The organism is Acinetobacter sp. P1(2023) (genome assembly GCF_028367635.1).
GTDB lineage: Bacteria > Pseudomonadota > Gammaproteobacteria > Pseudomonadales > Moraxellaceae > Acinetobacter > Acinetobacter pittii_E.
Genome location: NZ_JAQNDD010000005.1, coordinates 256,455 through 282,183 on the forward strand (window position 1 = coordinate 256,455; position 25,729 = coordinate 282,183).

The window sequence follows — 25,729 nt, forward strand, 5'->3', positions numbered from 1 at the left end:
CTGATTTGAAGCATATAATATGTACAATAAAGAAACACCCTGTTTTTAAGTCCAGATAAAAAATAAAACGTAGATGTTTAGTCTACGTTTTATTTAAAAATCTAGTTTTAAATTATCATTAAAAAGCGATCGATAATTGCAAAGATAAATAAGCAACTAAACTCGATAAAAAGACCATGGGTACATAACGGTAAACTTTAAAAAGTAATTGCTCATATTGAGTAGATATTTGTTTAGCTTGCCAAACACTCGCTTTTAATGCGGTAAAGAAGCTCACCATTAACCATGCGCTCACAATACTTAATGCAAAGAAGCCAATCATGATTTGACTACTTCCCTCGGTACTCATCCATAACTTTAATGAAACTTCAGCAATCGGCAATAAACCCAAAATCAATAGGACAGACTTGAGCATTACCCAATGAAACTGAGTCAGTTCATCTAATATGAGAAATGCTTTCATTTAATCTCTCCTTTTAATTGAATAAAGTGCTTTTTATTTATTATGCAAAGCTTTTATTTAAATATATAGCTTATTTTTATCTACATTTTAACTTTCTTGTAACTATTAAATATGGGAATAATTCTTATTATAAATCTCAAATATTAATATTAATTTAATTTTATAATTTTCAATTAGTTATTATATTTTTCTGATTGAGAGAGATTATCAATTCGTATTATCATTTTAACTATTTAACTGAATTGATAATCTCCATTACATTTTAATTAAGGTTGGTAATAAATATCTGCATCATTACCCTCACCACCTTCTTTGCCATCTGCTCCAAATGAGTACAAATCAAAAGCTCGCCCATCTGCCCCAGGAATGACATATTGAATATCATTTTTCCAGCTGTCTTTAGGATAACCACCTTTTACATACCCACCCGGCATCCAGTTTTTCGCTGTAGCAGGCTGATTAACCAAAGCATCTAGCCCACCTTCTTGCATAGTTGGGAAATGGCCATTATCAAGCTTGTACTGATCTAAAGCACCCGCCACACCCTTTAATGCAATTTGGGTCGTATCAATTTTGGCTTTTTCACTACGCCCCATGACATTTGGTACGATTAAAGCAGCTAACACGCCTAAAATTACAATCACGACCATCACTTCAATGAGGGTAAAGCCTGAGTGAGGATTAACAAAGCGAAGCTTTGTCCGAACGCAAGATGGAGAGCTCTGCTCGGAATGGCACGATTGTGCAAGTTCGAAAGCTACGCTTGAGGTTTTTTGAGCATCCTTAACCTGCTCTTTTTGTTTCATGACCATCTTCATCATTATCTCTAATATCAAAGTTATTAAATCATATTGTTCATATTTACGATTGGCAGCATAACCGCGATTACAATAACCAGTACAATGCTTGCCATTAAAACCAGCATAAGCGGTTCAAGTAATGCCAGTAAGGTTGAAATAAATGTCGTCACCTCACGGTCTTGCATGGTCGATGCTCGTTCTAACATGCGGTCCAGTTCGCCTGATGCCTCACCACTTCGAATCATTTGTACCATCATTGGTGGGAAATAACCACTGCGCTCAAGCTGTGTACCTAAGTTACCGCCCTCGGTCACACGCTCAGCCGCGTGGGCAATTGAATCGCGGATAACCCAGTTATTGGTTACTGCCGCACCAATTTTTAAGGCATCGACCAAAGGGACACCTGAACGGGTCAAAATAGATAAGGTACTGGCAAAGCGTGCAGCATTAATACCACGTGACAGTTTACCGAATAATGGCAATTTGAGCGTTAATCGATCAAAAGCATAATGTCCAGCAGTGGTTTTTAAAAACCGAACGAATGCGATAACACCCACCACCGCAAAAAGAATAATAAACACCCACGCATGTCGAATAAAATCGCTGGCTTTCATTAAAGCGACTGTAATCCACGGGAGAGCATCTTTATTTTGATCAAAAGTTTTTACAATCTCTGGCACAACATAAGTCATTAAGCCCATCACAATACCAAAAGACATCAGCATTAAAATGATAGGATAAATCATGGCGCCTTGAACTTTCTTTTGCATGGCAAAGCGGTTTTCGGTGTAATCCGAGAGCTGATCTAAAATGAGATCTAAATGCCCCGAACGCTCCCCCGCAGCAACCGTTGCAATATAAAGGTCTGGGAACCGTCCAGATTGTTGCATACCTTGTGCGAGTGAATGGCCTTCTAAGACTCGAGAACGCACAGATAATAAAAGATTTTGTACATGTGTTTTTTCGCTTTGCCTACTCACGGCGCGTAGAGCTTCCTCAAGTGGAATAGCAGCTGCAACCAAAACGGAAAGTTGTCTGGTCATGAGCGCCAAATCATAAGCACTAAACTTTTTTTGGAATAACCCCTGACTCTGATGTTTATCTTTTTGTTCAACAGGATCGACACTAATGGGAGTCCATGCTTTATCGCGTAATTGTTGGCGAATCTGGCGCGCTGAGTCTCCCTCAAGCACTCCTTTTTGCTGCTTCCCTGAAGCATCAATGGCAGTAAATTGATATGCAGGCATGGTAATGTTCTAATTTTCCAAAAATAATAGTCGCTGCTGTTGCATCTATGCTACGCAATCATTCATATTCGTTCTATAGCCTGTGTAGAATACCCAAGTCCTCTTCACGACGCTATGCCGTTTTTTAAAATTGACGAAATGAGCCTCTATGATCATAACGCCAAAGCCTGATTCAGTTGTTTATCGTGTGCGTGTAGCCGTACCTGTGCATCTGTACGACACTTTTGACTATACACTCACCCAAGCACAATATGAACGGGCCCGCGTAGGCTCACGCGTCGCTATTTCATTTGGACGCCAAAACCTGATTGGTATCATTACTGAAAAAGTGAACCCAAATGAACCATTTACAGGCACCTTTCAACTTAAAGCCATTTCTGAACTTTTAGATGATGAGCCTATTTTAGATGAACAAGTTTTAAGTTTATTGACATGGTCAGCCCAGTATTACCAATTTCCAATTGGTGAGGTCATGCAAACCGCCCTACCTGCATTATTGCGTCAGGGCAAACCGATGGATGTTTTGTTTCATCTTTGGAAAATCACACCCTGCGATAATGTTGAAGCACTTCTTAAACGCTCGGTAAAGCAACAAGATGCTTATCAGATTTTAAAGTTACACCCTGCCGGAACTACAGAAAATATTCTCAATTTAAGTGGTGTAGAAACGGCTACCCTTAAAGCGCTTCAAAAGAAAGGGCTAGTAGATTGCACACTTGAACCGCACGACTTTAGCCCCGCACCTGTTCAATTGGCACAAATGCCACTCACACTCAATGAAGACCAGAAGAAGGCAACCCAGCACGTTGTAAACGCGCAGCATCAGTACCAAGCCTTCTTGTTAGATGGTTTAACTGGAAGTGGTAAAACTGAAGTTTATCTGCACATCATGCACGAAGTGCTAAAGCAAGGTAAACAAGTATTGGTTTTGGTCCCTGAAATTGGTTTAACCCCTCAAACCATTTCTCGGTTTAAGTCTCGTTTTAATTGTGATATTGCTCTATTGCACTCTGGCTTAAATGACTCTAAACGTTTACAAGCATGGCAACAGGCACAAACTGGTAAAGCCTCTATTATTTTAGGGACACGCTCTGCGATCTATACGCCCCTACCACGTTTAGGCTTAATCATTTTAGATGAAGAACATGACTTGTCTTATAAACAGCAAGAAGGCTTCCGCTACCATGCACGTGATGTCGCACTGTACCGCGGTCACTTGCAAAACTGCCCTGTTATTTTAGGTTCAGCAACACCGAGCATCGATAGTTATTATTTGGTCGAAACTGGCAAATTAACATCACTGCAACTTAACCAACGTGCAGGCCATGCGCTCTTACCTAAAATGCATTTGATTGACCTTAAAATTGTCAAAAAACAGCATGGCATTAGCCAACCTTTAATCGAACAGATTAAAAATACGCTAGCGAGAAAAGAACAGGTTTTAATCTTTTTAAACCGTCGTGGCTATGCACCTGTACTGGTGTGTGAAAGCTGTGGCTGGCAAGCAAATTGTCCGCATTGCGATGCGCATTTTACTTTGCACACTCAGCCTTATTCTTATTTACATTGTCACCACTGCGGTACAATTCATCGCTTACCAGACCATTGCCCTGAATGTCAGCAAAAGAACTTAAAAACTTTAGGTGCAGGAACAGCCAAGGTCGAAGAACACTTACAAGAATTATTCCCAGATCATGATGTGATTCGGGTTGACCGTGACAGTACCAGTCGTGTCGGTAGCTGGCAAAAAATCTATGACCGTATTCATCAAAATAAACCAACAATTTTGCTCGGCACTCAAATGTTGGCAAAAGGTCATCATTTTCCACACGTCACCTTGGTTGCCATTTTAGATATTGATGCAGGTTTACTCAGTGTAGACATCCGTGCGCCAGAACGTACGGCGCAGTTGATTGTACAAGTCGCTGGACGTGCAGGCCGTGGCGAACATAAAGGCCATGTTTATTTACAAACCCTAAGACCCGATCACCCTTTACTAACGACTCTCATTGAAAAAGATTATCGGGCGGTTGCCAAACAGACGCTTGCAGAACGTAAAGTCGCATTGCTGCCGCCTTATCGTTATGCCGTACTGATACGTGCAGAGTCCAAAGATCGCGACTACACCTTACATTTCTTAAATGAAGCAGCAGAACATTTACGCCAAATTGCAGGTGACATTGTTGATATTTGGGGGCCGATTCCAGCCCCTATGGAGCGTAAAGCAGGACGCTATCGCGCCCACATGGTAATTTTATCTGCTGACCGTGCTCGCCTACATTTTTACTTAAGACAATGGTGGTCACAATTGGTTCATGCACCGCGTCAGCATCAACTTAGACTATCAATTGATGTTGATCCGCAAGAATTTAATTAGATGATTTGAATATCATGGTGTGAAGAAGCCTTTTTGGCTTTAAACTTAAAAGAGACTAATACATTCGAGGCAATGAATGTCATTCCTACTGCAAGCAACAATTTTTCTTGGAGCTTCTCTGATTTTAGTCCCTCTTGGCAAACGCCTAGGGATAGCAACAGTTTTAGGTTATTTATTTACAGGAATACTTCTGGGTCCTAGTGTTTTAAATATTGCACATGACCCGGAAGCGATTATGGAACTTGCCGAATTCGGTGTCATCTTATTGATGTTCTTAATCGGCTTAGAGTTACGCCCACAACGTTTGTGGGAAATGCGTGACTCTATTTTTGTGATGGGAAGTCTACAAGTCCTCATTAGCGGGGGCATTCTTATGTTGATCATACTATTACTGTTTCAACAGCAGCTTTCTGTCAGCTTTGTGATTGGTTTTGCCCTTGCGCTGTCTTCTACCGCTTTTGTATTACAGCTTCTGACTGAAAAACAGCAACTCAATACGACTTATGGTCAGCAGTCTTTTTCCATTTTACTCTTTCAAGATATAGCAGCTATTCCCTTACTTGCCATCATTCCACTCTTGGCAGGAACAGAATCAACCCATCACGGCGTCGCTTATTTTGCAGCTATTATTGCAACCTTTACTGGCCTATTTCTGTTTAGCCGCTATGTAATGCGTCCCTTCTTTCGCTTTGTTGCTAAAAGTGGAGCGACTGAACTGATTACAGCAGTAGGATTATTTATTATTCTTGCTGTTGTATTGCTGATGGACACTTTAGGAATTAGTACGACGTTAGGCGCTTTCCTCACAGGCGTATTATTAGCAGATTCAGAGTTCCGTCACGAAGTTGAAGCGAGTATTGCACCGTTTAAAGGTTTACTACTTGGCTTATTCTTTATGACTGTGGGTATGACCACCCAGCTGTCACTACTGATTGATATGCCTTTGCTTATTATTGGTGGCGCAGTCGGCTTATTACTCATCAAAACGCTGATATTAACTGCGATTGCTCGCTATAAAAAATACAGTTGGAACAATAGCTTGCTTTTAGGTACTTGTTTAGCTCAAGGTGGTGAATTTGCTTTTGTCATTTTGAGTCTTGCAAAAAGTGAGAAGATTTTAACTCAGGCTCTATTAGAGCCAGTGACCCTTATCGTAACGTTGTCGATGGTCCTTACCCCAGTGATTTATTGGATTATGGCAACTCAGGTCATTCCTCTATTTAATAAAGAACGTCCACCTGAGTATGATGAAATTCCTCAGCAGGATAACCCGATTATCATTGCTGGTTTTGGACGATTTGGACAAATTATCGCGCGTATTGCTCGCCTGCAACATTTAGGTTTTACTGCAATCGATAACAATCTTCAGCAAGTGGACTTCGTTCGTCGATACGGCGGTAAGCTCTATTATGGCGATGTGACCCAACCGGATTTACTGCGTTCTGCCGGTATTGAAAAAGCAAAGGTATTTATTTTAGCGATTGATGATGTTGAAGACTCCATGAATGTCGCGCGTCATCTTAGATTAAATTATCCCCACTTAAAGCTATTAGCTCGCGCGCGTGACCGCCATCATGTCCATCTTTTAAGAGATTTAGGTGTTGAATATATTTGGCGTGAGACGTATTTATCTTCATTAGGAATGGCTTATCGTGCCTTGCGAGAACTCGGTATCTCTGATGAACAAGCCTATAACAATATCGAAATCTTTCGGGATTATGATGAGAAATTGCTCATACAGCAGCAAAGTATTTATACTGATGAACAGAAGATTTTTGAAACACATCGTAATGCCTTAGCCGAGCTTGAACATTTGTTTGAAAGTGATGCGCAGCAACAAGCTACATCAAAACATGATGTTAATTTAAAGCGTCATTTACAACCAAATCGCATCGACATTACAAGAGATCATCTAGAATAACTTGAGATTTCAGAAAATGGCTATATTAAGGACTTATTCACATTGCCTAAATAATTGGACAATGGGCACAAAGCTGCCCCCTGTCCGGCTTGCGGCTTCGCTGCATTTCCTGAGCTTGATTAAAACGAAATAGTTATACTCTGCTTAGGGCCCTGGAGAATATTATGTCTGATTTACGCCAACGCTTTTATATAGAGAACTTTCCAGTACGTGGAGAAGTAGTTCATCTAGAAGAAGCCCTACAAACTATCTTAGCTCAACGTGACTATATGCCTGCGGTTAAAATTCTGCTAGGTGAAATGTTGAGTGCGACTGCATTACTTGCAAGTACACTAAAAATCAAAGGCCGTATCAGCTTGCAAATCCAGGCTAGCGGCACCTTCAAATGGGCGATGGCTGAATGTAACCATTTAGGAGAGGTTCGTGCTCTAGCGGACTATGAAACCGACCCTCGCTTTGCTGAAGCAACAGACAGCAGCACAGTTCTTGGCGCTCTCGTTAATCCAGTTTTATTTATTAATATTGAACCGGAGTTTGGCGAACGTTATCAAGGGATTGTACCGCTTGATCAAGTGACTTTAGCGGGTTGCTTGATGCAGTATTACGACTTGTCTGCACAAATTCCAACGCGCATTGTGTTGGCAAGTACAGATAAGCGTTCTGGTGGTTTACTGATTCAACTCTTACCACGCCATGATGAAGAAGAGCAAAACTTGGTCGATGAAGATTTATGGCCACGTTTGACGATGTTAACTGAAACATTAAAAGCTGAAGAGCTTACCAATTTAGATGCCAACGAAATCTTATATCGTTTATATAACGAAGAAGAAGTGCGTTTACCAGAAATTGAAGCATTAAAATTTGGTTGTACATGTTCAAAAGAACGTTGTGCAAATGCGCTGATTCAAATTGGTGTAGATGCTGTTCATGAAACCCTAGAAGAACAGAATCCGATTCGTATGGACTGTCAATTCTGTAATACGCAATACACATTTACCGCTGAAGAAGCTTTAGCATTATTTGGTGAACATTTAAGTTAATATTTTAACTTTATAAAAAGGCGGTTATACCGCCTTTTTATTTAGCTGTATTTTTTTGATGATAATTTTCAACATGTTATTTTAAATAGGATAATATAAGGCTACTTTATAACCCAATAAATAAGATGCCTAAATACCATGAATTATTTTGATTATTTTCTGTTTATATTTAGCGTAGTTATTATGATTGCGACCCCGGGTCCTGTCATGATTTTAGTTGCAAGTGCTGGACTCAAAGGAGGCTATAAAAAAGCACTTGAAACAATTTTTGGTACAAACTTAGCCTCGCTTATTTTAATTTTTATTTCAGTACTCGTATTAAAAGGAGTGCTGAGTGTTAATGATAGTTATCTTAATATCATTCGTATTTTAGGCTGTCTATATATTGGTTATTTGGGTTTTAGTATTCTCAAAGAGGTAATTCAGGCACCTCACCCTGAAGCAATACAAACCGTTTCCGCACAAAATGGCGGCTTTAAAAAAGGCTTTCTTGTCGGTATTTCAAACCCTAAAGATATTATCTTTTTCTCAGCTTTCTTTCCGCAATTCGTCTCTATTACCCCTCAGTTAAATTTAAGTTTAACCATCCTTACTCTGACATGGATTGCTTTAGACTTCCTCACTTTATCTTTGGTTTATATCTTTTTCCGCCGCCTTTCTAACAGTCATTTATATCCCAAAATATTAGGTCTATGTGGTTTATTACTTTTACTGATTGCCCTTTACGGCTTGTATCAGAGCTTTATCTAATTCATTAGAGGTATGGTCTAATTTGTCTATACCTCTTCCTATTAATTTCATTTCGTAATAGAACAACTCTTATACAATCTAGCTTATTGAAACCTCTAAAAATCGTTTCATAATGAAATAAACAACACCATCGTGATAAAACATTATGGCAAAAAATTATTATGAAGAATTAGGGGTTACACGCAAAGCCTCTACTGATGAAATTAAAAAAGCTTATCGAAAATTAGCCCGTAAATATCATCCAGACATCAGCAAAGAAAAAGATGCAGAAGAAAAGATGCAAGCAATTAATGTTGCCTACGACACATTAAGTAATGCAGATAAAAAAGCCGAATATGACCAGATGTTAGATCACCCTCAAGGGTTTAATAATTTTGGTCAAGGTGCTGCACAAGGAGGCTTTGATGGAGCACAATTTTATCGTCAAGGCTTTACAGGTGGTGAGCAAGCAGACTTTAGCGGCTTTGAAGATTTATTTGGCCGCTTTGGTGCAGGCTTTGGCGGTGGTCAGCAACAGTACCAAAGACAACAGCGTAGTTATCGCGGTGAAGATCAACATGCCAGCATAGAGGTTGATCTTGATATTGCCTATCACGGATCAACCCAACAGATTACCCTGCAAATCCCAACCATGAATGCTTATGGCGAGCCTGAAGTTCAGCGTAAAACCTTACAGGTAAAAATACCAAAAGGTATGAAAGAAGGTCAGCAAATCCGCTTAACTGGACAAGGCCAAAGTGGGATTAACGGTGTTGCGAATGGCGATCTTTATATTGAAATCCAGTATAAAGATACAGACCGTGTTCATGTCGAAGGCAGTGATGTGTATTTGACTGTAGATGTAACGCCATGGGAAGCAGCATTAGGCCAAGGTATTGAAGTAAAAACACCAGCAGGGCCTTTAAATGTCAATTTACCTAAAAATGCAAAACAAGGACAACAGCTACGTTTAAAAGACAAAGGGATACCAAATAAAACGCCAGGGCATCTGTATTTAATTTTAAATATTGTATTCCCCCCTGCAAATTCTGAAAAAGAAAAAGAAGCGTATCAGCAATTGGCAGAAGCCTTTGCTTCATTCGAACCTCGTTCATCTCATTAGGGAGCAAGATCATGACAACCATTCACTATCGAGAAATTGTATATGACGGCCATACCTTTAGTGCAGAGGTCGTTGATGAACAATCTACATTTGACCTACAACAATTTGCTCAAGCTTGTGGCCAAAGTCCTGACTGGATTCTTCAGCTCATTGAATATGATATTTTATCAGTTGAAAATAAACCTGAAGCACATCAGTTTATGGGCGAAGATGTCGCACGTGCTCGTAAAGCTTATCGTCTGCAACGTGACTTTGACGCAAGTTTAGCAGCAGTTGCGGTAATGTTAGATTTGATTGATGAAGTACAACAACTTAGAAAACAGTTGAAGCATTTTCATTGAGATTTGTTCTTCTAAATAACCTTTCACACAGATATGAGCTAACGTGATGGGCGGCATGGATGCCGCCATTTGGACTGCGGTAACATGGATGTACCGTCAGTCCAATAAAGGGTTTTGTTACTTTTGCCCAGTCAAAAGTAAGGATAAGCCTATACAAAAAAATATCTAATTAAACTCTATATTTGAGGCAATGCTAACAAATCAACTTTACTCATTTTTAAAAATTACTATTACTTTAACCGAGTAATCTTTTCCACTTCCTTCAAAGTCTGCTTAATCGGTTCATATTCCAAAAACCAAAACAAATTCATCCGATTTTGACGATGCTGTTGAGCCAATAAATCAATCACACTTTTTTCACCACGCCCAACTAGATGTTGTCGATAAAAATAGTACAAAAGCAAAATCGTGCTCAGTAGCATCACCCCTAACATTATCCAGAAACCAACTGGCGATTTAAGACCAGGAATAAACTCAAAGTTCATTCCATAAATACCTGTTAAAAGGGTAAGCGGTGCAAAAACTGCGGTGATAATTGCCAAAATCCGCATGTTTTCATTGGTCTGGTTTGCAATCGCTGAAAAATGCAAATCAATTGCTGATTGAATTGCGCTGCGTAACCGCAAAGTATGTTTTTGGATACGCTCAACATGACTCATCAAATCATTTAATCGGACCAATAAAATATCTTGAGAATTACGAATATGACTACCAACTACATGATGGTAATTTTCTACAATTTCATCTCGGAATTCTTGTAAGGTTTCGATTTGCTCTTCGCATAAATTTTCAACCTGTTGAAAGGCCATATTTTCATGGAATAGTTGGTGCCATTGTTTGAAACGGCGATTTCCCTGCAGTAATTGTTGCTGCCAATGCTCAACCCTTCTGGTCAATGGTGAGCGAATATCAAGATAGCCATCTACCATACTATTTAAAAGTCGCAACGATAAATCGACTGGTGAATTTGGCAGTTTACGGGTTTTATTTTGCTCTTCTAAAGTTTTACATAAAATATTTTCGAGACGTTGAATATAGTTTTCAATCGACTTATTGCCCTGCTCACGCACGCTAATCAGTACATCAGGCGTCAAAATAAAACTGATGGGTGTCGTCGCTAATCCAAAAACGCTATCTTGGGATTCAGCATGTTTAATTTCATCATCAGGTGTAACCAGCTTTTTAAAAATGAGCAGGTCATATTCTTCAAGGGTATCAAATGCACAGGGATGTTCAATATTGGCAATATCCCGCATATGAAATTCATTAATCACCACGCCTGAAAGCTGTTGAATCTTTTGTTGCCATTCTTCGTTATGGTTCACCACATCCGTTCTGACACTATCAATCCAGAAAAACTCCAGAACATGTTCACTATGCTGTTCACGGCTTAAAAAGACATAGCCGTCAGCTTGATGGCGATAAAAGTAATAAACCTGCATACCACAATGATCTGTTTTTGTATTACTTGCATCATGCCATAAAAAAAGTCCGCATCAAGCGGACTTTTTCATGTCACTAGAACAATTATGCTTGTTCAATGTCTTTCATAGTCAATTTGATACGACCACGATTATCAACATCAGCAACTTGTACTTTCACTTCCTGACCTTCTTTAAGAACATCAGTTACGTTCGCAATACGTTCATTTGAAATTTGCGAAATGTGAAGAAGACCATCAGTACCCGGCATGATGTTTACAAACGCACCGAATTCTACAATACGGATTACTTTACCGTCATAGATCTTACCTGGTTCAACTTCAGCAGTAATCGCTTGAATCTTAGCAATTGCAGCTTTAGCAGCAGCTTTAGTTTCACCAAATACGCGTACTGTACCGTTGTCTTCGATATCAATTGCAGCTTTAGTTTCTTCGGTAATTTGACGGATAGTCGCGCCGCCTTTACCAATAACGTCACGGATCTTGTCTGGGTTAATGTTAATTACTTCAAACGTCGGTGCATGAGCACTGATTTCAGCACGAGCACGTGAAATGACTTTGTTCATTTCATTGAGGATGTGCATACGACCAGCAAATGCTTGGTTTAATGCAACTTCCATGATTTCTTCGGTAATACCTTCAATCTTGATGTCCATTTGAAGTGCAGTAATACCGTTTGCAGAACCTGCTACTTTAAAGTCCATATCACCTAAGTGATCTTCATCACCCAAGATGTCAGAAAGTACTGCGAAACGCTCGCCTTCTTTCACTAAGCCCATTGCAATACCAGCAACTGGTGCTTTAAGCGGAACACCTGCATCCATAAGTGATAATGAAGCACCACATACAGAAGCCATTGAAGATGAACCATTAGATTCAGTAATATCAGATACAATACGAATCACGTATGGGAAGCGGTCAGCAGCAGGAAGAACAGCTTGAACACCACGACGCGCTAAACGACCGTGACCAATTTCACGACGCTTAGGACCAGATTCACGGCCAGTTTCACCTACAGAGTATGCAGGGAAGTTATAGTGCAACATGAAGTTATCAGTTTTAGTACCAGCAAGGGTATCAACCATTAACGCATCACGTGTATTACCCAAAGTTGTTGTTACCAACGCCTGAGTTTCACCACGTGTAAATAATGCAGAACCGTGTGCACGGTCTAATACGCCAACTTGAACATCGATACCACGAACAGTTTTTGTATCACGACCATCAATACGTGGCTTACCTGACAAGATGTTGTCACGTACTGTACGGTATTTAAGGTCTTCAAATAATTCGTTTACTTCATCAGCAATACCAGTTTCGTCATTTTCTGGAACGAACTGAGCTACAGCTTCTGCATAAAGTGCATCAAGTGCTGCATAACGGTCTTGTTTAACCGCAATTGTATATGCTTCAGAAATTTTAGCTTCGAAAGCTGCTTTTAATTGCTCAAGAAGCGCTTCGTTTTTAGTTGGAGCAACCCAAGTTGATTCAACAGCACCAGCAGCGGCAGCAAATTCTTTAATCGCTTGAATTGCAATTTGCATTTCGTCATGACCGAAAAGCACAGCACCAAGCATTTGGTCTTCTGAAAGTTCTTTCGCTTCAGATTCAACCATCAATACAGCAGATTCTGTACCTGCAACCACAAGGTCAAGGTCACTTTCTTTTAACTGTTCGAAGTTCGGGTTAAGAACATATTCACCGTTGATTAAACCAACACGTGCGCCACCAATTGGGCCACGGAAAGGAGTACCAGCAATAGACAATGCTGCTGATGTACCAAGCATTGCTGCAATGTCAGCATCCATAGTTTTGTCAGAAGAAACAACAGTTGCTGTTACTTGAATTTCGTTGAAGTAACCTTCTGGGAACAACGGACGAATTGGACGGTCAATAAGACGTGAAATTAACGTTTCAGCTTCAGAAGCACGGCCTTCACGCTTACCGTAACCACCAGGGATACGACCAGCTGCATATTGTTTTTCTTGATAGTTAACTGTTAACGGGAAAAAGTCTTGACCCGCTTTTGCTTTAGGTTGAGCAACAACTGCAACTAAAACAGTTACGCCACCCATAGTGATTAAAACTGTGTTTGCTTGACGTGCAACGCGACCCGTTTCTAAAACGACTTGATGTTGACCGAATTGGAATTCTTTACGAACGATATTAAACATTGACATGTATTGTATTTTCCTAATTTTATTCTAGTGAGACCCCTAAGGTTTGGCATTCAGACTACACCGATTGGTAGATAAATGACAAAGCTTAGAAGCCATCACACTAGATCAATTATTTAAAAAAGTTAAACGCAAAGAAGGAGCGCACAAGCGCCCCTTCTAAAAATCACTTAACCTAACATTAAGTGAAACTCTCTTTTCAGCGATAAAGCATTGCGACATGCGAAATAGCGAAAACAAAGTGAAAATCGAATTAACGACGTAAACCTAAAGCACCGATCAAAGCAGTGTAACGACCGTGGTCTTTACCATTTAAGTAGTCGAGCAATTTACGACGTTGGTTAACCATACGGATCAAACCACGACGGCTGTGGTGGTCGTGTTTGTGAGCTTTGAAGTGACCTTGTAAATCATTGATTTGAGCAGTCAATAAAGCTACTTGTACTTCTGGTGAACCAGTGTCATTTTCAGCGCGAGCAAATTTAGCAATGATCTCTGCGCGGTCTGCATTAGTTAAAGCCATTCGATTTCTCCGAGATGCTTAAAAAAGTAAACGATATGAATCAGTTGAGGCAACTGACTGCCGTGCATCACTACAGCAAGTCGCCTATTTTAAGGTATCTATAGGTGGATTGCAAAATAGTTTTCAGTAACTTGTCATTTTAGACACTGACATCAGGTCCTTAACCCTGCACACTAGCCTTGAATAAAAAGAAAGAAGCGCGAGGGACGTGTGAAAATTTTTTCAACCAACACTTGTCCAGTACTGGACAATATTGAGCAAGTCATTCGACAAAAAGATGAAGTTGCTGCTGAACAGGGTGGAATGAGTGAGCATCAGATTCAAAAAATCTGGAAAAGTATAGAAGCACTGTATAAAACCGGAAACTATCCACTCATTACCTTCTGTTTACGCAGGCAAGGTAAAATTTTGCTCAATAGAAGCATTGGATATGCCCAAGGGAACTCTCCGGCAGGTCTTCAAGAAAATGCGCTGATTGCAACCCCAGATACCCCTGTTTGCCTATTTTCAGCATCGAAGATGATCACAGCCATGTTGATTCATCTATTAGATGAAAAAGGTGAAATCAATTTGCTCGATCCCGTGAGTTATTACATTCCAGAATATGGTGTCAATGGTAAGCGCCGTGCAACGATCTTTCATTTATTGGCACATCGCGGCGGTATTCCCTATATTGAAGGCGATGTCACCCCAGAATTATTATTTGATAAAGATGAAATTTTAAAACGTTTATATGCTGCTCGACCTGTTTCTCCGGCTGGCAATCATCTTGCCTATCATGCGGTTACGGCAGGTTACATTTTAGGAGAAGTCATTGAACGGGTGACTGGGCAAGACTTACGTGAATTTGTACATCAAACTATCGAAAAGCCGATGGGAATGCCTTATTTCAACTATGGATTGAAACCAGAATACCGTTCAGAAGTCGCCTTAAACTGTGCAACAGGTATGCACCCTCGCCTTGGTACCGATCATTATCTGAATCATGTTTTAGGTGGCGGTTTGCAACTTGCAGTTGATGTGACTAACGATAGTCGCTTTATGGATACCATTTGCCCAGCCGGCAATATCTACACCAGTGCAGAACAAGCTGGCCGCTTCTTTGAAATGCTTTTAAGTGGTGGAAGCTATGGCCGTCAGCAAATCTTCAGTGAAAAAACTATTTTCAGAGCGACTCTTCCCACCACAGGCGTTAATATTGACCGTACGTTATTAATTCCAATGCGCTATGCTTTAGGTCCAATGTTAGGCAGCAACCCTGTCGGCCTTTTTGGCCCAATGACAGGGCAAGCATTTGGCCATTTAGGGTTTTCTAATATTTTATGCTGGGCTGACCCTGAAAGAGATATCAGTGTTTCCCTATTAACAACAGGTAAATCTGTAGTGGGTACTCACCTGCCTGCTTTAGCTAAAGTTCTCTATCAAATCTCAGCACAATGTCCGCGTATACCGAGAGATCAACGCCGTTCTTTATTTGGTAGCGACTCTCATGAGACTGACTTAGTGTAGAAACAAATAAAAAACCCAAGCATTTCTGCTTGGGTTTTTGGCGCTGTAGTTTTTGTTTATCGTGTTATTACTGTTTTTATTGTCGTTGGTGAGATGCTAGTCACATCCTTCTTGTTGTTTTAACTCACTTCCGTTGTTTTTGTTTCTATTTCCTTATGTGATGTATTGTGACATATCCAATTATGAAGAAAAGTAGTATTTTTCTTATCATCATGTAAGTAAAAACGTACAGGTCTGTCTAATATTTGGCAAATGACCACTTTTAACATTTAACGTACAGTTCTGTATAACATTTAACTTAACAATTCACAGGAAAAATGCCTGTTTTAAAAACATATTGCAGATAAATATATTGATATTATTGATTTAAATCTTTACAAGAAAACATCGTGCAGATGACACTAAAAGCGAAGTTTTGTCATACTTTTTGAAAGGCAGTGAAATTTAGAATATAAAAAAGCCCTGTAGTCTCTCCCAAAACTACAAGGCTTAGCGGCTGTAAGTTTCCTCTTTATACACCTACTTCATTGTAAGTTCGCAGTCTCTCGACTTAAGTTGTTATTATTGTGCGATTTTGCCCGACATTCCTTGCCAAGCTCGTTGTGCGTTTATAATCTCAAAAACACGGGGTGTACTCTAGCAGCAAATATCTCGAATCTATGTAAGCTTTTTCTTACAAGTGTAAAAATATTAAGTTTGGCTTAACGAACTAACCGATTAACTTTTTGAACTAACCCACTTTTTCTTGTAGTACGAACTGTAAATGCCTGTATTAAAGCCTCTTGGTCAACTAAAAGACTGACTACTTTCTTAGCTCGTGTAATCGCAGTGTAAATAAGCTCTTGGCTTAATAAGTTCTTTGCAGCCTGATCAAGAACAACAGCAGTATGGGTAAATTCAGACCCTTGCGATTTATGAATTGTTAGGGCAAAAGCACTTTGAATGCTTTTAGGCAATCGATTTGCAGCGACCCATTTATTCAAACTTGGAAAATATACTTCAAACTGCTGTGGCTGAGTTCTGTGCTCAAAGCACAAACCAATGTCTCCATTTGAAATACCGAGTTGATAATCGTTATAGGTCATCATTACTGGACGGCCCACATACCACCCTCCGACAGTCACGATTGATAACTGTTGCTGTATCCAACGCTGGGCATATTGGTTTAACTGCTGCAACCCAAACGGGCCATGACGAACAGCCGTTAAAATACGGTAGTCATCAAATGCTTTTACTACATTTTGGACCTGTTCAATCGAGCGCTCTTCTTGTAAATAGTTCTTTAGACTTTCTACATACCCTTGAAAACCGAGCATGAGCTTTTGATAATAGAGATCTAGGTCTAATTGATTGCCTTCTGGTAAATATTCAAGCTGAACCACATCGGGCATATCTGTTTGTAGAAGTATAGGTTTTAATTCTGCGGCTTGAATAATATCAACTTCAAATCTCTGCAAAACTTCTACATGATCTTGTTGATGGGTTTGCGCCTGAATAAATTTAGCAACTTGCCCAATCAATGCCCCTTCAGCGAAACGGCGACTGGTTTGTAATTGTACTCGGTTGTCAGCCAATGCCTGTATTTGCTGCAAATCTGCAAGTACCGCCCCAACATCAACAGAAGCGAGCTGATTTGCATCTCCTAATAAAATAATTCGACAAGACTCGGGCACAGCTTCAAATAATAACGTTGCTAGATTTAAATCCAGCATAGAAGCTTCATCCACGACAATGACGTCATAGGGCAAAGGCTGTTTTTGATTAAAACGTGGTGTTTGGCTATGTCCCATCCCTAATAATCGGTGAATCGTTTGTGTTCCCTGATTCCTTAGCTCTTCACTAACTAATCCAGACTCAAGCAATTTAGGGTCGTTAAACGAGTTCTGTAAAGCTTCTTGCATTCGCTGTGCTGCTTTACCCGTTGGAGCGGCCATTGCCACACGAATATGCGGAATTGCCTGACTCAGCACAGCAATAATACGTGCCAGCGTATAAGTCTTACCTGTACCCGGCCCACCCGTAATAATACTCAAGCTTTGCCGAGCAACCATCTGTAAAGCTGCCTGTTGATGAGGATCGGTGAGTAGGTCCAGATAGTCTTCACAAGCTACGGGTTGAATTAATTGTTGCTTTAATCGACAAATTTGTTCTGCAAGTCGTTGCTCTAGGTGCCAATATCGGTATAATGCCAACCCCTGCTCATCGTAGACGCACGGCGCAACTTTTGAAGTTGCTTGATCAGCAGATATAGCAAGCCGACCAAGTGCTGCGATTTGCTCTGAACTGGCATCGATACAGCTATCGCCTTGTAAGCTCGCTTCAATAAGCTGCTGCAAGTAAGAAGTGGCTTCCGGCACTTGCGATTGTTCAGTAAATGGAGCCTGATTTAAGAAGCTACTCCATGTTGTTAACCAGCTTAAATCGGCTTGTTCAGAGCTATTTAGGTTGTCCACACACTTATCCACCTAGTTTTCCACACGCTTGTCCACATGGTTATAGACAGGCTTATCCACATGTCAAGTATTTGTTAATCTTCAAATTACGCATTTTATCAGCATTTTTCATGCTATTTTATCCTCAGCAAAATATCCCAAAATGGCATCAAGACGAAGAATAAACTCGACGCTAGGTTCCCAATAATAGTACCCCTGCTCCGCTTCACCATTCATACCACGTAAATAAAGATAAGTTGCCCCACCCAAATGTTGTTCAATTTGGTAATTCTGCATTTTGACTTGCAAATAACGATGTAATGCAACGAGATATAAACCTGCTTGTAGCCAGTAACTTGCTAAAGACATGCTTTGGGCAATACTGTCGCTACGATAATCTGCAAGATCATCCCCTAAGTAATTACTTTTATAATCGGCAATGTGGTAACGCTGACCATCAAAATAAACCAAATCGATAGAACCATTAAGGTAACGCGCTGATCGAGCCTCAAGTAACTCCGGCATATTCAATCCATACTCAGCGAAGAGCTGCTGAATACGTGTCATTGCTAAAACCCGATCTGAGAGTGCCAAATAAAAAGGAAACTCTGACAAATACTGATCTTGTTGGAGCTGGTTTAATTGAAAGCCTTGAGAAAGCGGTGTTCGCAAAATATCTTTTAACCACTCTGCAACTGACTGGTAAAGCAGATTTTCTGCATCTTCCTCTTCTGGGAAGCTCTCGTTATATTTACTGAGTAAATCTTGCCAAAGGCTACTATAGTCATTTTTAAAACGACGTCGTATTTCTATGACCCAGTCATCTGAACATTGAAAATCAATATGTTCAAATATTTCATGCAAGAAATTACCGGCAAGTGTTCCTCTAGGAAAGTTACTCTTGATCCAGTCAATCGGCTGAGCATTGATTGCTTCAGCAGTATGAATTAAGTCCAACTCATCTTCTGCCAATACAACATCATTGCTCTGGCTAGCCAATAAATCTGTGCCAGCCTTATGTTTTAAATGCTGTGCCAAGTAACTGAAACTGGTTTTCCCTCTCGAATAAAAACGTTGTTCAGGAAACCGTTGTGCTTGTATTTCAATAACACTGGTTTGCTTGGTTAAATGAATTGCTTGTGGAATCTGTTCCAAAACCATTTCATCCGTACAGCAACGGTGTTGAAAAGGTTCAGCTCTATTTTTCCAAAATGCGAGACCTGATACCGATTTACCATCGAGATCTTGTAAAACAGCATAGACACGATGGCTTGCTCGCGTTAAAGCGACATACCAAAGACGATTCTGTTCAGCGAGCGCTCGTTCTTCATGTTGCTTAAGTTCAATCTCATTCAAATAAGTTTTGTCAGCAATTGCAACGACACGTTGAGTCAAAGTCTGGTTTGAGTCTGGTTTGACAATATCTTGGGTCGAAAAATTCAGTGTTTTATTATTTTCTCGAAAGGGCTTATCTGCACCTAATAAAAATACAATCTTAAATTCCAGCCCTTTTGACTGGTGAATTGTCATGAGCTGAACACCAGCTTCGCTCGATAATTTACGTTCTAACTCCCAATCACGATCAAGAGGAGAACGTAACTGTTTGAGATACCAGTGATAAAGATTCTGAGCACCTGAGTATTTTTCACTGTGCTGACTCAAAATTTCAGTTAAATGACGCAAGTTCACCACAACCCGTTCATTATCTTTACTTTGAGCTGCAACCAAATTTTGCCATATATCAAACTGGATGAGGCATTGTTGCCATGCCACTAAAAAGCCTTGAGCGGACCACAACTCACGAATGACGTCAAAACCAGTCATAAACTGGCTTAACCCTTCGGCTGTCTGCTCAAGTTGTAAGAGTTGTTTTAAATCCATGGCAAATAGACGGCTAATTAACGCTCGTTTTACTTTTGCCTCATCGTAAGGATGAAGTATGGCGGTCAGCAAAGCCCCCACGTCTTGAGCAATCGAGCAATCGAAAACACTTCGTTTTGATGGCCTGTTAACACGAATTCCTAAACGTTCTAGCTCAAATTGAACTTTATCCAGCCCATCATGATTACGAGACAATACCGCAATATCATCTTCGTTTAAGGTTTGAGTCTGAGCATCTTTTTGAAAATATAGTTGTCCAGCATGTGACTGGTTAAGTAGATCTCGAATCTTCCATGCAACTTGCTGAGCCTCTGTTTCTTTATCTTTGAGCATTAACCAGCGCAAAGGGTGAGGATTATGATTGTTTTGTTCAATTAATACAGGATGAGGCCGAGTTCCTGCTCGAATTGGGTCATATTGAACTTCTTCACCAAAGTCGATTTGCCTTTGAAATAAGGCATCGACCACTTCAACCAGATCAGCAACAGAACGATGGTTATGAATTAACTTATATTCACGACCATGTTTGGCTTGAATATCTTTATAGGCATTTAAGAAGGTGAGCATATCCCCACCACGGAAACCGTAAATCGCCTGTTTACGGTCACCCACCATAATCATGCAACCTTTTTGGTAGCGCTCCGGATGGCGCCAAATGCTCGCCAGCATGTCGTCTTGATCTTGGTTGGTATCCTGAAATTCATCAACCAAAATTAAGGGATAACGCGCCTGAACAAATACAGCAAAACGCTGCCCCTGTTCACCTTTTAAAGCTTCAGAAAGTGTACGAATTTGCTGAGAAAAAGTAGTTTCACCTTTATTTTGTAAAACCTGTGGTAAGCGTTTTTTAACCTCTACACATAAATAGGCTTTTAAATAAATATGAAGCTGGTCGAACTGCTTGGCGTAGTTTTTCAGCACACCAAACAGCTTCTGAATTTGCTGAATACAGGGATGCTGATAGAATCCATCTGAAATTTCAGCAGGACATTTCTTGAAAACTTTCTGATCGGCAAGTTGACCTAAAAACTTAAAAACAAGTTCTCGTTGTGCGGCTAATGACCCATCAAAAACCAAAATGCTGTCGCTTTGCGTTAGAACTTGTAGTAGCTGCGGTAAACATTCACTAAATAGTTTATTAAATGCCCCATTTCTAAATACTGTCCCGCTCACATGTTTATAGTGCTCGCCATCAAGCAAGTAATATGCTTCTAAAAGGCTGATATCAATTTCTGTCGCTAATTGTTTGAGCTGGGCAAGTTGTTCAAATTGAATGGTTGGTTTTTCGGGAAGTTTAAAATGAGCCGAACTAAAATTAAGTGAGTCTTCGACCAGTTTAACAAAACTATCAACACTCTTAAGCTCACCTGCCAAATACAACGCATCAATCACGGTTTGAGGTTGAGACTGTATCCATTCACGCAGTACATCATGGATCAGTTGCCGACTATAAGTTTTGGCATCATCGGTAATTTGAGCACGTTCAATTTTGCCACTCTCAAAAGCAAACTCACGTAATAATTTTTGGCTAAAGCTATCGAGTGTCCCGACAAATAACTCGTCTAATTGATCTATAACCAGTTTTAAACGTTCACACGCATAGGCAATACGCGTCGCAAAATGCTTTAGAATATGCTGGAGTAATAAGTCAGGTTCTTGCTCTGCCTGCGTAAGTAATTCTTGTTCTGTAAAACTACGCTTGGCATCTAAATAACGATACGTTCCAACCAAACGTGCACGAATACGGCTTTTTAACTCGGCAGCGGCAGCACGGGTAAACGTGGTCGCAATGACTTGTCTAGGCAAGTATTTTTCAAGAAAGATACGGACCATCAAACTTGATAAGGTATAGGTTTTTCCTGTACCTGCCGAAGCTTCAATTAAGTGTAAGCCACTAAATTCAATATCAATAATAGGTTGATAAGACACCTGTACTCTTGAGTTCATGCCTTACTCCGAATGTTGAAATTGAAAAATCGGATGATACAAATCATATGCAAACTCATCACAAGCATGTTGAAGCAAAGCTTGCGCATCTTGTTCTTGCAAAATAAAGCTCCAGTCTTGATGCAACTTGCAAGCTTCATTTTGAGTCATATCCATTGTGGTAAATGACCCTGTCTCATTCCAGTATTTTAACAGCTCTGTATAACTCTTCTCATCCAGTTTTGCTTTTTCTGTCTGATTTGTGGTTTCCCACTGATATGCTTTAGCTTTTTCTAGCGGCTTTAATAATAAGGCTGCTGGCAGAACCAAAGGTTGTTGCTGTGCATGGCGCCAGATTTTAAACCATGGCTGTAAATATTGCCGAGCTTGCTCAGAACTAACCCCACTACAAATCACGGTTTGATCGCTAAAAACCACAATACGGCGTTTTTCAGCCCCTGCACTTCCCTCATTTAAGTAAGCTAACCAGAGTAGATATTCTAACCAGACTTTCGCGCGTCTTTTTGCCCGAGCGCTTGAAGGCTCCATACTCACCCAATCCCGAGTTTCAGACTTCGGAACGGTAATATTCATGTGAAGCTGCTTAGCAATTCGCCAAATACGCTGAGTCGTTGGTGTCACTGCTGGTGCATAATGGTGAAGGCGTTCAAGTAAACACTCTTGCTCAAACACACCTTGTTGCCATGCACTATATTTGACTTTGCCTACAGGTAACTGATCAATTAATACTTCAGGTTGTGCTTGCTGTTCAGATTGCTGTAAAAAATATCGAATTGTATAGCGCCCTAGACCATCTAATAATAACGGTTCATTTTGGTCGAGCACTCCGACACTTCCTAAGTTTTCTACCCCTAAAGTTTTCAAATATAACCGTGCAGGGAATGTCACATCTTGTATCCACTGCTGGCTTTCTAAAACCAGTATGTCAGGTATTTGTAGCGGATAGGTCGTGTTCGCCCAAGGCTGACGGTTTCCTGAGACTTGCTGAATTTGTGTAGCGACCTTAAACCAGTGATCTTGATAACGAATAACACGTTTCTCTACAGTAAACCCTCTCGGGTCAAAAGGCTGTAAATCATGGAAGTGATAGAGTTGTTTTAACTGTGAAGGAATCTCAATCCCTTCAACAACTATATTTTCAGGCGCATCATTTTCAGCTTTCACAATCAAGGCAAGATGCTCACGGAACTCTTGAAGAATACTAGAAGGTTCGCGCACTTCGCCATCGTTCACATCAAAGCCGTTATAAAATAGCCATAAATTTTCTTGGGCTAATAATAAAGCATCTAAAAAAGCACCTTGATCATCTTCAAGCCGAGAGCGGTCACCTAACTGTTGACGTAGTGCATCCATTAAATCAAATGGAACGTGGGTATCACAGTTTGGAAATTGCCCTGCATCAAGATTTAACATGACCTTTAAGCGATAAGGTAACGGTCGAATATGTCCAATTTGGGCGAAGGTAATCTGCCCTGTCGGTTCAGCTTGTGCACTTTGGCTTTCTAAAGTCCGTTGAATTTCTTCAATAATATAAGGCAGAGGCAAGGTAATTTTGCGCAAAGTTCCTGTTTCTGTCTCGGCGTAATAACTTGCGAGTGTCAACATTCGTTCTTGTTTTTTAACAATTTCCCGCACTGCCTTTAAAGCTGCAACACCGACCTGCTCAAATTCAACAATATCTTTGCCTAGCACTTGAAGCCAATATTCAACCGTATAGACTTTCCCTTGTTCATGTAGAGTTAACCAATCACGACGCTCATTCAAATCTTGATAAATCTGAATAAGTGTACCAATCAACTCAAAATCACTGGGCTGAACTTTGGCATAACTCAAGACCTGATTGAACGTTGCATGTACAGGCACAGCAATGCCAAGGGCCAATCGCTCTAATGCAAATTTAAAGCTATATCGGTAATCATCATCCCCTTCACACAAACTACGTTTGAGATGCTCTGCATCTAGCCCTCGTTTAAAGCCCGCATCGGCAAGTAAATTTAAAATTCGCTCAACCTGAACATACTCAAGTTCATAACGTTGCTGGGTTGCATGCAAACTTAACCAGTCAGCAAAATCATCAAAGCTAAAACGCCCCTGCATCAGTTGAATACGTCCAATCACGGCACGCCATGCATTAAGTGCATCGAGTGATGCAACACCTGCAATTTTCACAGGCAAATGCACACCCTGCTCAGTGGCAGTAGCGGGAAATACACTTCGAATTAGAGGCTCAATATCAGCCAAATTAGGAACTAAAACTAAAATATCGTTTGGACGGCGCGGCTGCTCATGCGGTTTAGCCAACCAACAGATTAATTGCTCTTTTAATACTTCAAGCTGACGTAAAGTCGAATGACAAACATGAATCTGAATCGAGTCATCATCTGGGGCAAGCTCATATTGTTTCGCTTGCGGTTCTACCAAATGTAAAATATCTGACTGAACTTTACCGAGTAAACTTTCTGGAAAATCATCTACAAAAGCATCCACCCATTTACCTTCTTCGCCCGTAGACAAATTTGATAATAGCGAAAAGTGGTCGCGGGCTTGCTTACCCAATCTGGTTAAAAGCGGATGTCTAGACTCACGCGCTTCAGCATTAAAGTTGAGTGTGAATTTATTAAAAAACTCACTAATTTCAGCGTCTGTAGCCTTCGGATTTTTCGCAATAAACCGCTCTTTCACCCCTAAGTCATAACGTTGCTTCCACAGTGGATCGACACTATCGGCCCAATATTCTTGTGAAGGGTTATAATGCAAAATCAGCACATCAACGTATTGTCCTAAACGGCGCAAAAACTGTAATTGGCTAGGCGGTAAATCTAACAACGTAAAGATCACCACTTGATTAGGTAATCTTGAAATAGCACGCTTACTACGGTCCGGATGATCTAATTCTTGCCAAAACAACTCATCGATTTGCTGCATCTGCAAAAAGTCATCATGAAAATGTTGTTGCCATAACCAACGCTGCCAACGTTCTAGCTCTTGCGTTTGATGCAATGCAAAAGCAGTCACTTCTTCATCTTTTTGTACAATATATTTTTCAATATCTAGTGATCGGCCCTGCCCCCAAGCAGACAACCAGTTTTCCGGACAGGTGCAACTATTTTCACAACCTCGCTGGCACTGTCCACGATAAATCATATAGTTGCTGAATAGATCGGCAACCTGCTCAGCGACCCAGTACAACATTTTTTGTTTTTTTAATTGTTTATCTATGCCTTGTTCGAGTCGATCTGCGCTGTCATAAATACGCTGAACAATAGAATGTAATGGATGCGACGTGTCGATGCTCATCGTGTCAGGTTGAATAAATTCGTGTAAAGCCTGATGCACCCGCCATTTAAAAATCAAACGCGGGATGTTCGCTTTACGGACCTGCTCTTTATGCGCAGTTAAAACTTGCTGATAGGCAAACCATTGGAAACCTCGTACCCGTTGGTGAAACTGGTAATTGGCACTCATCCCTTGCTGTTCTGCAAGTTTTTGTATCAGCCACTGCTCGACCGCAGGACTTGGAACAATAAAATGTTGGGTTTTCAAAACCTGTAATGGATGCGTTGAAGCTTGAGATGTAGACGCCAATACACCTTGCAACAACACATCAATACGTTGACTTTGAATAACATGGATCCCCATTTATTTCATATCCTGCTTGCATAATTTATGCACAAAATCATAAACATTCATTACTATACAACTGAATCTGACTATGTCACGTTGGTTTAAACACAGCATAATTTAACTTAAGGTGTCACTTTCACTTGGTTTGAATGAC

Annotated in this window: 16 protein-coding genes; 7 read left to right on the forward strand and 9 right to left on the reverse strand. The window is 40.4% G+C overall.

Features of this window, described 5'->3' with window-relative positions:
* Window positions 1-118 precede the first annotated feature (118 nt).
* The 3 genes from POD11_RS10225 to gspF all read right to left on the reverse strand — a co-directional run bounded on the left by POD11_RS10225 (window position 119) and on the right by gspF (window position 2,510).
* A complete protein-coding gene (locus POD11_RS10225) occupies window positions 119-463 on the reverse strand; it encodes a hypothetical protein (RefSeq protein WP_262457110.1) in 345 nt (114 codons plus the stop codon).
* Window positions 464-729: 266 nt separating this feature from the next.
* On the reverse strand, window positions 730-1,284 hold the full coding sequence (gspG, locus tag POD11_RS10230) for a type II secretion system major pseudopilin GspG (RefSeq protein ID WP_410374407.1): 555 nt from the start codon (window positions 1,282-1,284) through the stop codon (window positions 730-732).
* Window positions 1,285-1,304: 20 nt separating this feature from the next.
* The gene (gene gspF / locus POD11_RS10235) at window positions 1,305-2,510 is read right to left on the reverse strand and encodes a type II secretion system inner membrane protein GspF (RefSeq protein WP_005065941.1); all 1,206 of its coding nucleotides are present in this window, start codon (window positions 2,508-2,510) and stop codon (window positions 1,305-1,307) included.
* A gap of 148 nt (window positions 2,511-2,658) precedes the next feature.
* On the opposite strand from gspF, the gene POD11_RS10240 reads away from it, so the two are divergent.
* From POD11_RS10240 to POD11_RS10265, 6 genes are all read left to right on the forward strand, one after another.
* A complete protein-coding gene (locus tag POD11_RS10240; protein ID WP_262457112.1) occupies window positions 2,659-4,887 on the forward strand; it encodes a primosomal protein N' in 2,229 nt (742 codons plus the stop codon).
* Window positions 4,888-4,963: 76 nt separating this feature from the next.
* Entirely contained in the window at window positions 4,964-6,808 is a 1,845-nt protein-coding gene (locus POD11_RS10245) for a monovalent cation:proton antiporter-2 (CPA2) family protein (RefSeq protein ID WP_016142344.1), read from the forward strand.
* 164 nt (window positions 6,809-6,972) lie between these two features.
* A complete protein-coding gene (gene hslO, locus POD11_RS10250) occupies window positions 6,973-7,848 on the forward strand; it encodes an Hsp33 family molecular chaperone HslO (protein WP_016142345.1) in 876 nt (291 codons plus the stop codon).
* 138 nt (window positions 7,849-7,986) lie between these two features.
* Complete coding sequence (locus POD11_RS10255) at window positions 7,987-8,598, forward strand: LysE family translocator (protein ID WP_239967953.1); 612 nt, start codon at window positions 7,987-7,989, stop codon at window positions 8,596-8,598.
* A gap of 145 nt (window positions 8,599-8,743) precedes the next feature.
* A complete protein-coding gene (locus POD11_RS10260) occupies window positions 8,744-9,700 on the forward strand; it encodes a DnaJ C-terminal domain-containing protein (protein WP_262457113.1) in 957 nt (318 codons plus the stop codon).
* An 11-nt stretch (window positions 9,701-9,711) separates the two neighbouring features.
* On the forward strand, window positions 9,712-10,041 hold the full coding sequence (locus POD11_RS10265) for a chaperone modulator CbpM (RefSeq protein ID WP_016142348.1): 330 nt from the start codon (window positions 9,712-9,714) through the stop codon (window positions 10,039-10,041).
* A gap of 230 nt (window positions 10,042-10,271) precedes the next feature.
* Here POD11_RS10265 and POD11_RS10270 read toward each other — a convergent pair whose 3' ends face one another.
* The 3 genes from POD11_RS10270 to rpsO all read right to left on the reverse strand — a co-directional run bounded on the left by POD11_RS10270 (window position 10,272) and on the right by rpsO (window position 14,182).
* Window positions 10,272-11,483: a magnesium transporter CorA family protein gene (locus tag POD11_RS10270; protein WP_016142349.1), complete on the reverse strand. Its 1,212-nt coding sequence runs from the start codon at window positions 11,481-11,483 to the stop codon at window positions 10,272-10,274.
* An 85-nt stretch (window positions 11,484-11,568) separates the two neighbouring features.
* The gene (gene pnp, locus POD11_RS10275; protein WP_171067952.1) at window positions 11,569-13,656 is read right to left on the reverse strand and encodes a polyribonucleotide nucleotidyltransferase; all 2,088 of its coding nucleotides are present in this window, start codon (window positions 13,654-13,656) and stop codon (window positions 11,569-11,571) included.
* A 256-nt stretch (window positions 13,657-13,912) separates the two neighbouring features.
* Window positions 13,913-14,182, reverse strand: coding sequence for a 30S ribosomal protein S15 (gene rpsO, locus POD11_RS10280; protein ID WP_002114951.1), 270 nt, complete (start codon window positions 14,180-14,182; stop codon window positions 13,913-13,915).
* Window positions 14,183-14,392: 210 nt separating this feature from the next.
* Between rpsO and POD11_RS10285 the strand changes: the two genes are divergently transcribed.
* On the forward strand, window positions 14,393-15,691 hold the full coding sequence (locus POD11_RS10285) for a serine hydrolase domain-containing protein (protein ID WP_262457114.1): 1,299 nt from the start codon (window positions 14,393-14,395) through the stop codon (window positions 15,689-15,691).
* A 701-nt stretch (window positions 15,692-16,392) separates the two neighbouring features.
* Here the strand turns inward: POD11_RS10285 and recD are convergent.
* From recD to POD11_RS10300, 3 genes are all read right to left on the reverse strand, one after another.
* The gene (recD, locus tag POD11_RS10290) at window positions 16,393-18,144 is read right to left on the reverse strand and encodes an exodeoxyribonuclease V subunit alpha (RefSeq protein WP_262457132.1); all 1,752 of its coding nucleotides are present in this window, start codon (window positions 18,142-18,144) and stop codon (window positions 16,393-16,395) included.
* 108 nt (window positions 18,145-18,252) lie between these two features.
* Window positions 18,253-21,951: a UvrD-helicase domain-containing protein gene (locus tag POD11_RS10295; protein ID WP_262457115.1), complete on the reverse strand. Its 3,699-nt coding sequence runs from the start codon at window positions 21,949-21,951 to the stop codon at window positions 18,253-18,255.
* 3 nt (window positions 21,952-21,954) lie between these two features.
* On the reverse strand, window positions 21,955-25,590 hold the full coding sequence (locus tag POD11_RS10300) for an exodeoxyribonuclease V subunit gamma (RefSeq protein ID WP_262457116.1): 3,636 nt from the start codon (window positions 25,588-25,590) through the stop codon (window positions 21,955-21,957).
* Window positions 25,591-25,729 lie beyond the last annotated feature (139 nt).

What these genes read in the sequence shown, in the direction of transcription:
- POD11_RS10225 (WP_262457110.1), bottom strand. Translation starts at nt 463, where the DNA reads ATGAAAGCATTTCTCATATTAGATGAACTGACTCAGTTTCATTGGGTA.
- POD11_RS10240 (WP_262457112.1), top strand. Translation starts at nt 2,659, where the DNA reads ATGATCATAACGCCAAAGCCTGATTCAGTTGTTTATCGTGTGCGTGTA.
- pnp (WP_171067952.1), bottom strand. Translation starts at nt 13,656, where the DNA reads ATGTTTAATATCGTTCGTAAAGAATTCCAATTCGGTCAACATCAAGTC.
- rpsO (WP_002114951.1), bottom strand. Translation starts at nt 14,182, where the DNA reads ATGGCTTTAACTAATGCAGACCGCGCAGAGATCATTGCTAAATTTGCT.
- POD11_RS10260 (WP_262457113.1), top strand. Translation starts at nt 8,744, where the DNA reads ATGGCAAAAAATTATTATGAAGAATTAGGGGTTACACGCAAAGCCTCT.
- POD11_RS10265 (WP_016142348.1), top strand. Translation starts at nt 9,712, where the DNA reads ATGACAACCATTCACTATCGAGAAATTGTATATGACGGCCATACCTTT.
- gspF (WP_005065941.1), bottom strand. Translation starts at nt 2,510, where the DNA reads ATGCCTGCATATCAATTTACTGCCATTGATGCTTCAGGGAAGCAGCAA.
- POD11_RS10245 (WP_016142344.1), top strand. Translation starts at nt 4,964, where the DNA reads ATGTCATTCCTACTGCAAGCAACAATTTTTCTTGGAGCTTCTCTGATT.
- POD11_RS10255 (WP_239967953.1), top strand. Translation starts at nt 7,987, where the DNA reads ATGAATTATTTTGATTATTTTCTGTTTATATTTAGCGTAGTTATTATG.
- POD11_RS10295 (WP_262457115.1), bottom strand. Translation starts at nt 21,951, where the DNA reads ATGAACTCAAGAGTACAGGTGTCTTATCAACCTATTATTGATATTGAA.
- gspG (WP_410374407.1), bottom strand. Translation starts at nt 1,284, where the DNA reads ATGATGAAGATGGTCATGAAACAAAAAGAGCAGGTTAAGGATGCTCAA.
- POD11_RS10270 (WP_016142349.1), bottom strand. Translation starts at nt 11,483, where the DNA reads ATGCAGGTTTATTACTTTTATCGCCATCAAGCTGACGGCTATGTCTTT.
- POD11_RS10300 (WP_262457116.1), bottom strand. Translation starts at nt 25,590, where the DNA reads ATGGGGATCCATGTTATTCAAAGTCAACGTATTGATGTGTTGTTGCAA.
- hslO (WP_016142345.1), top strand. Translation starts at nt 6,973, where the DNA reads ATGTCTGATTTACGCCAACGCTTTTATATAGAGAACTTTCCAGTACGT.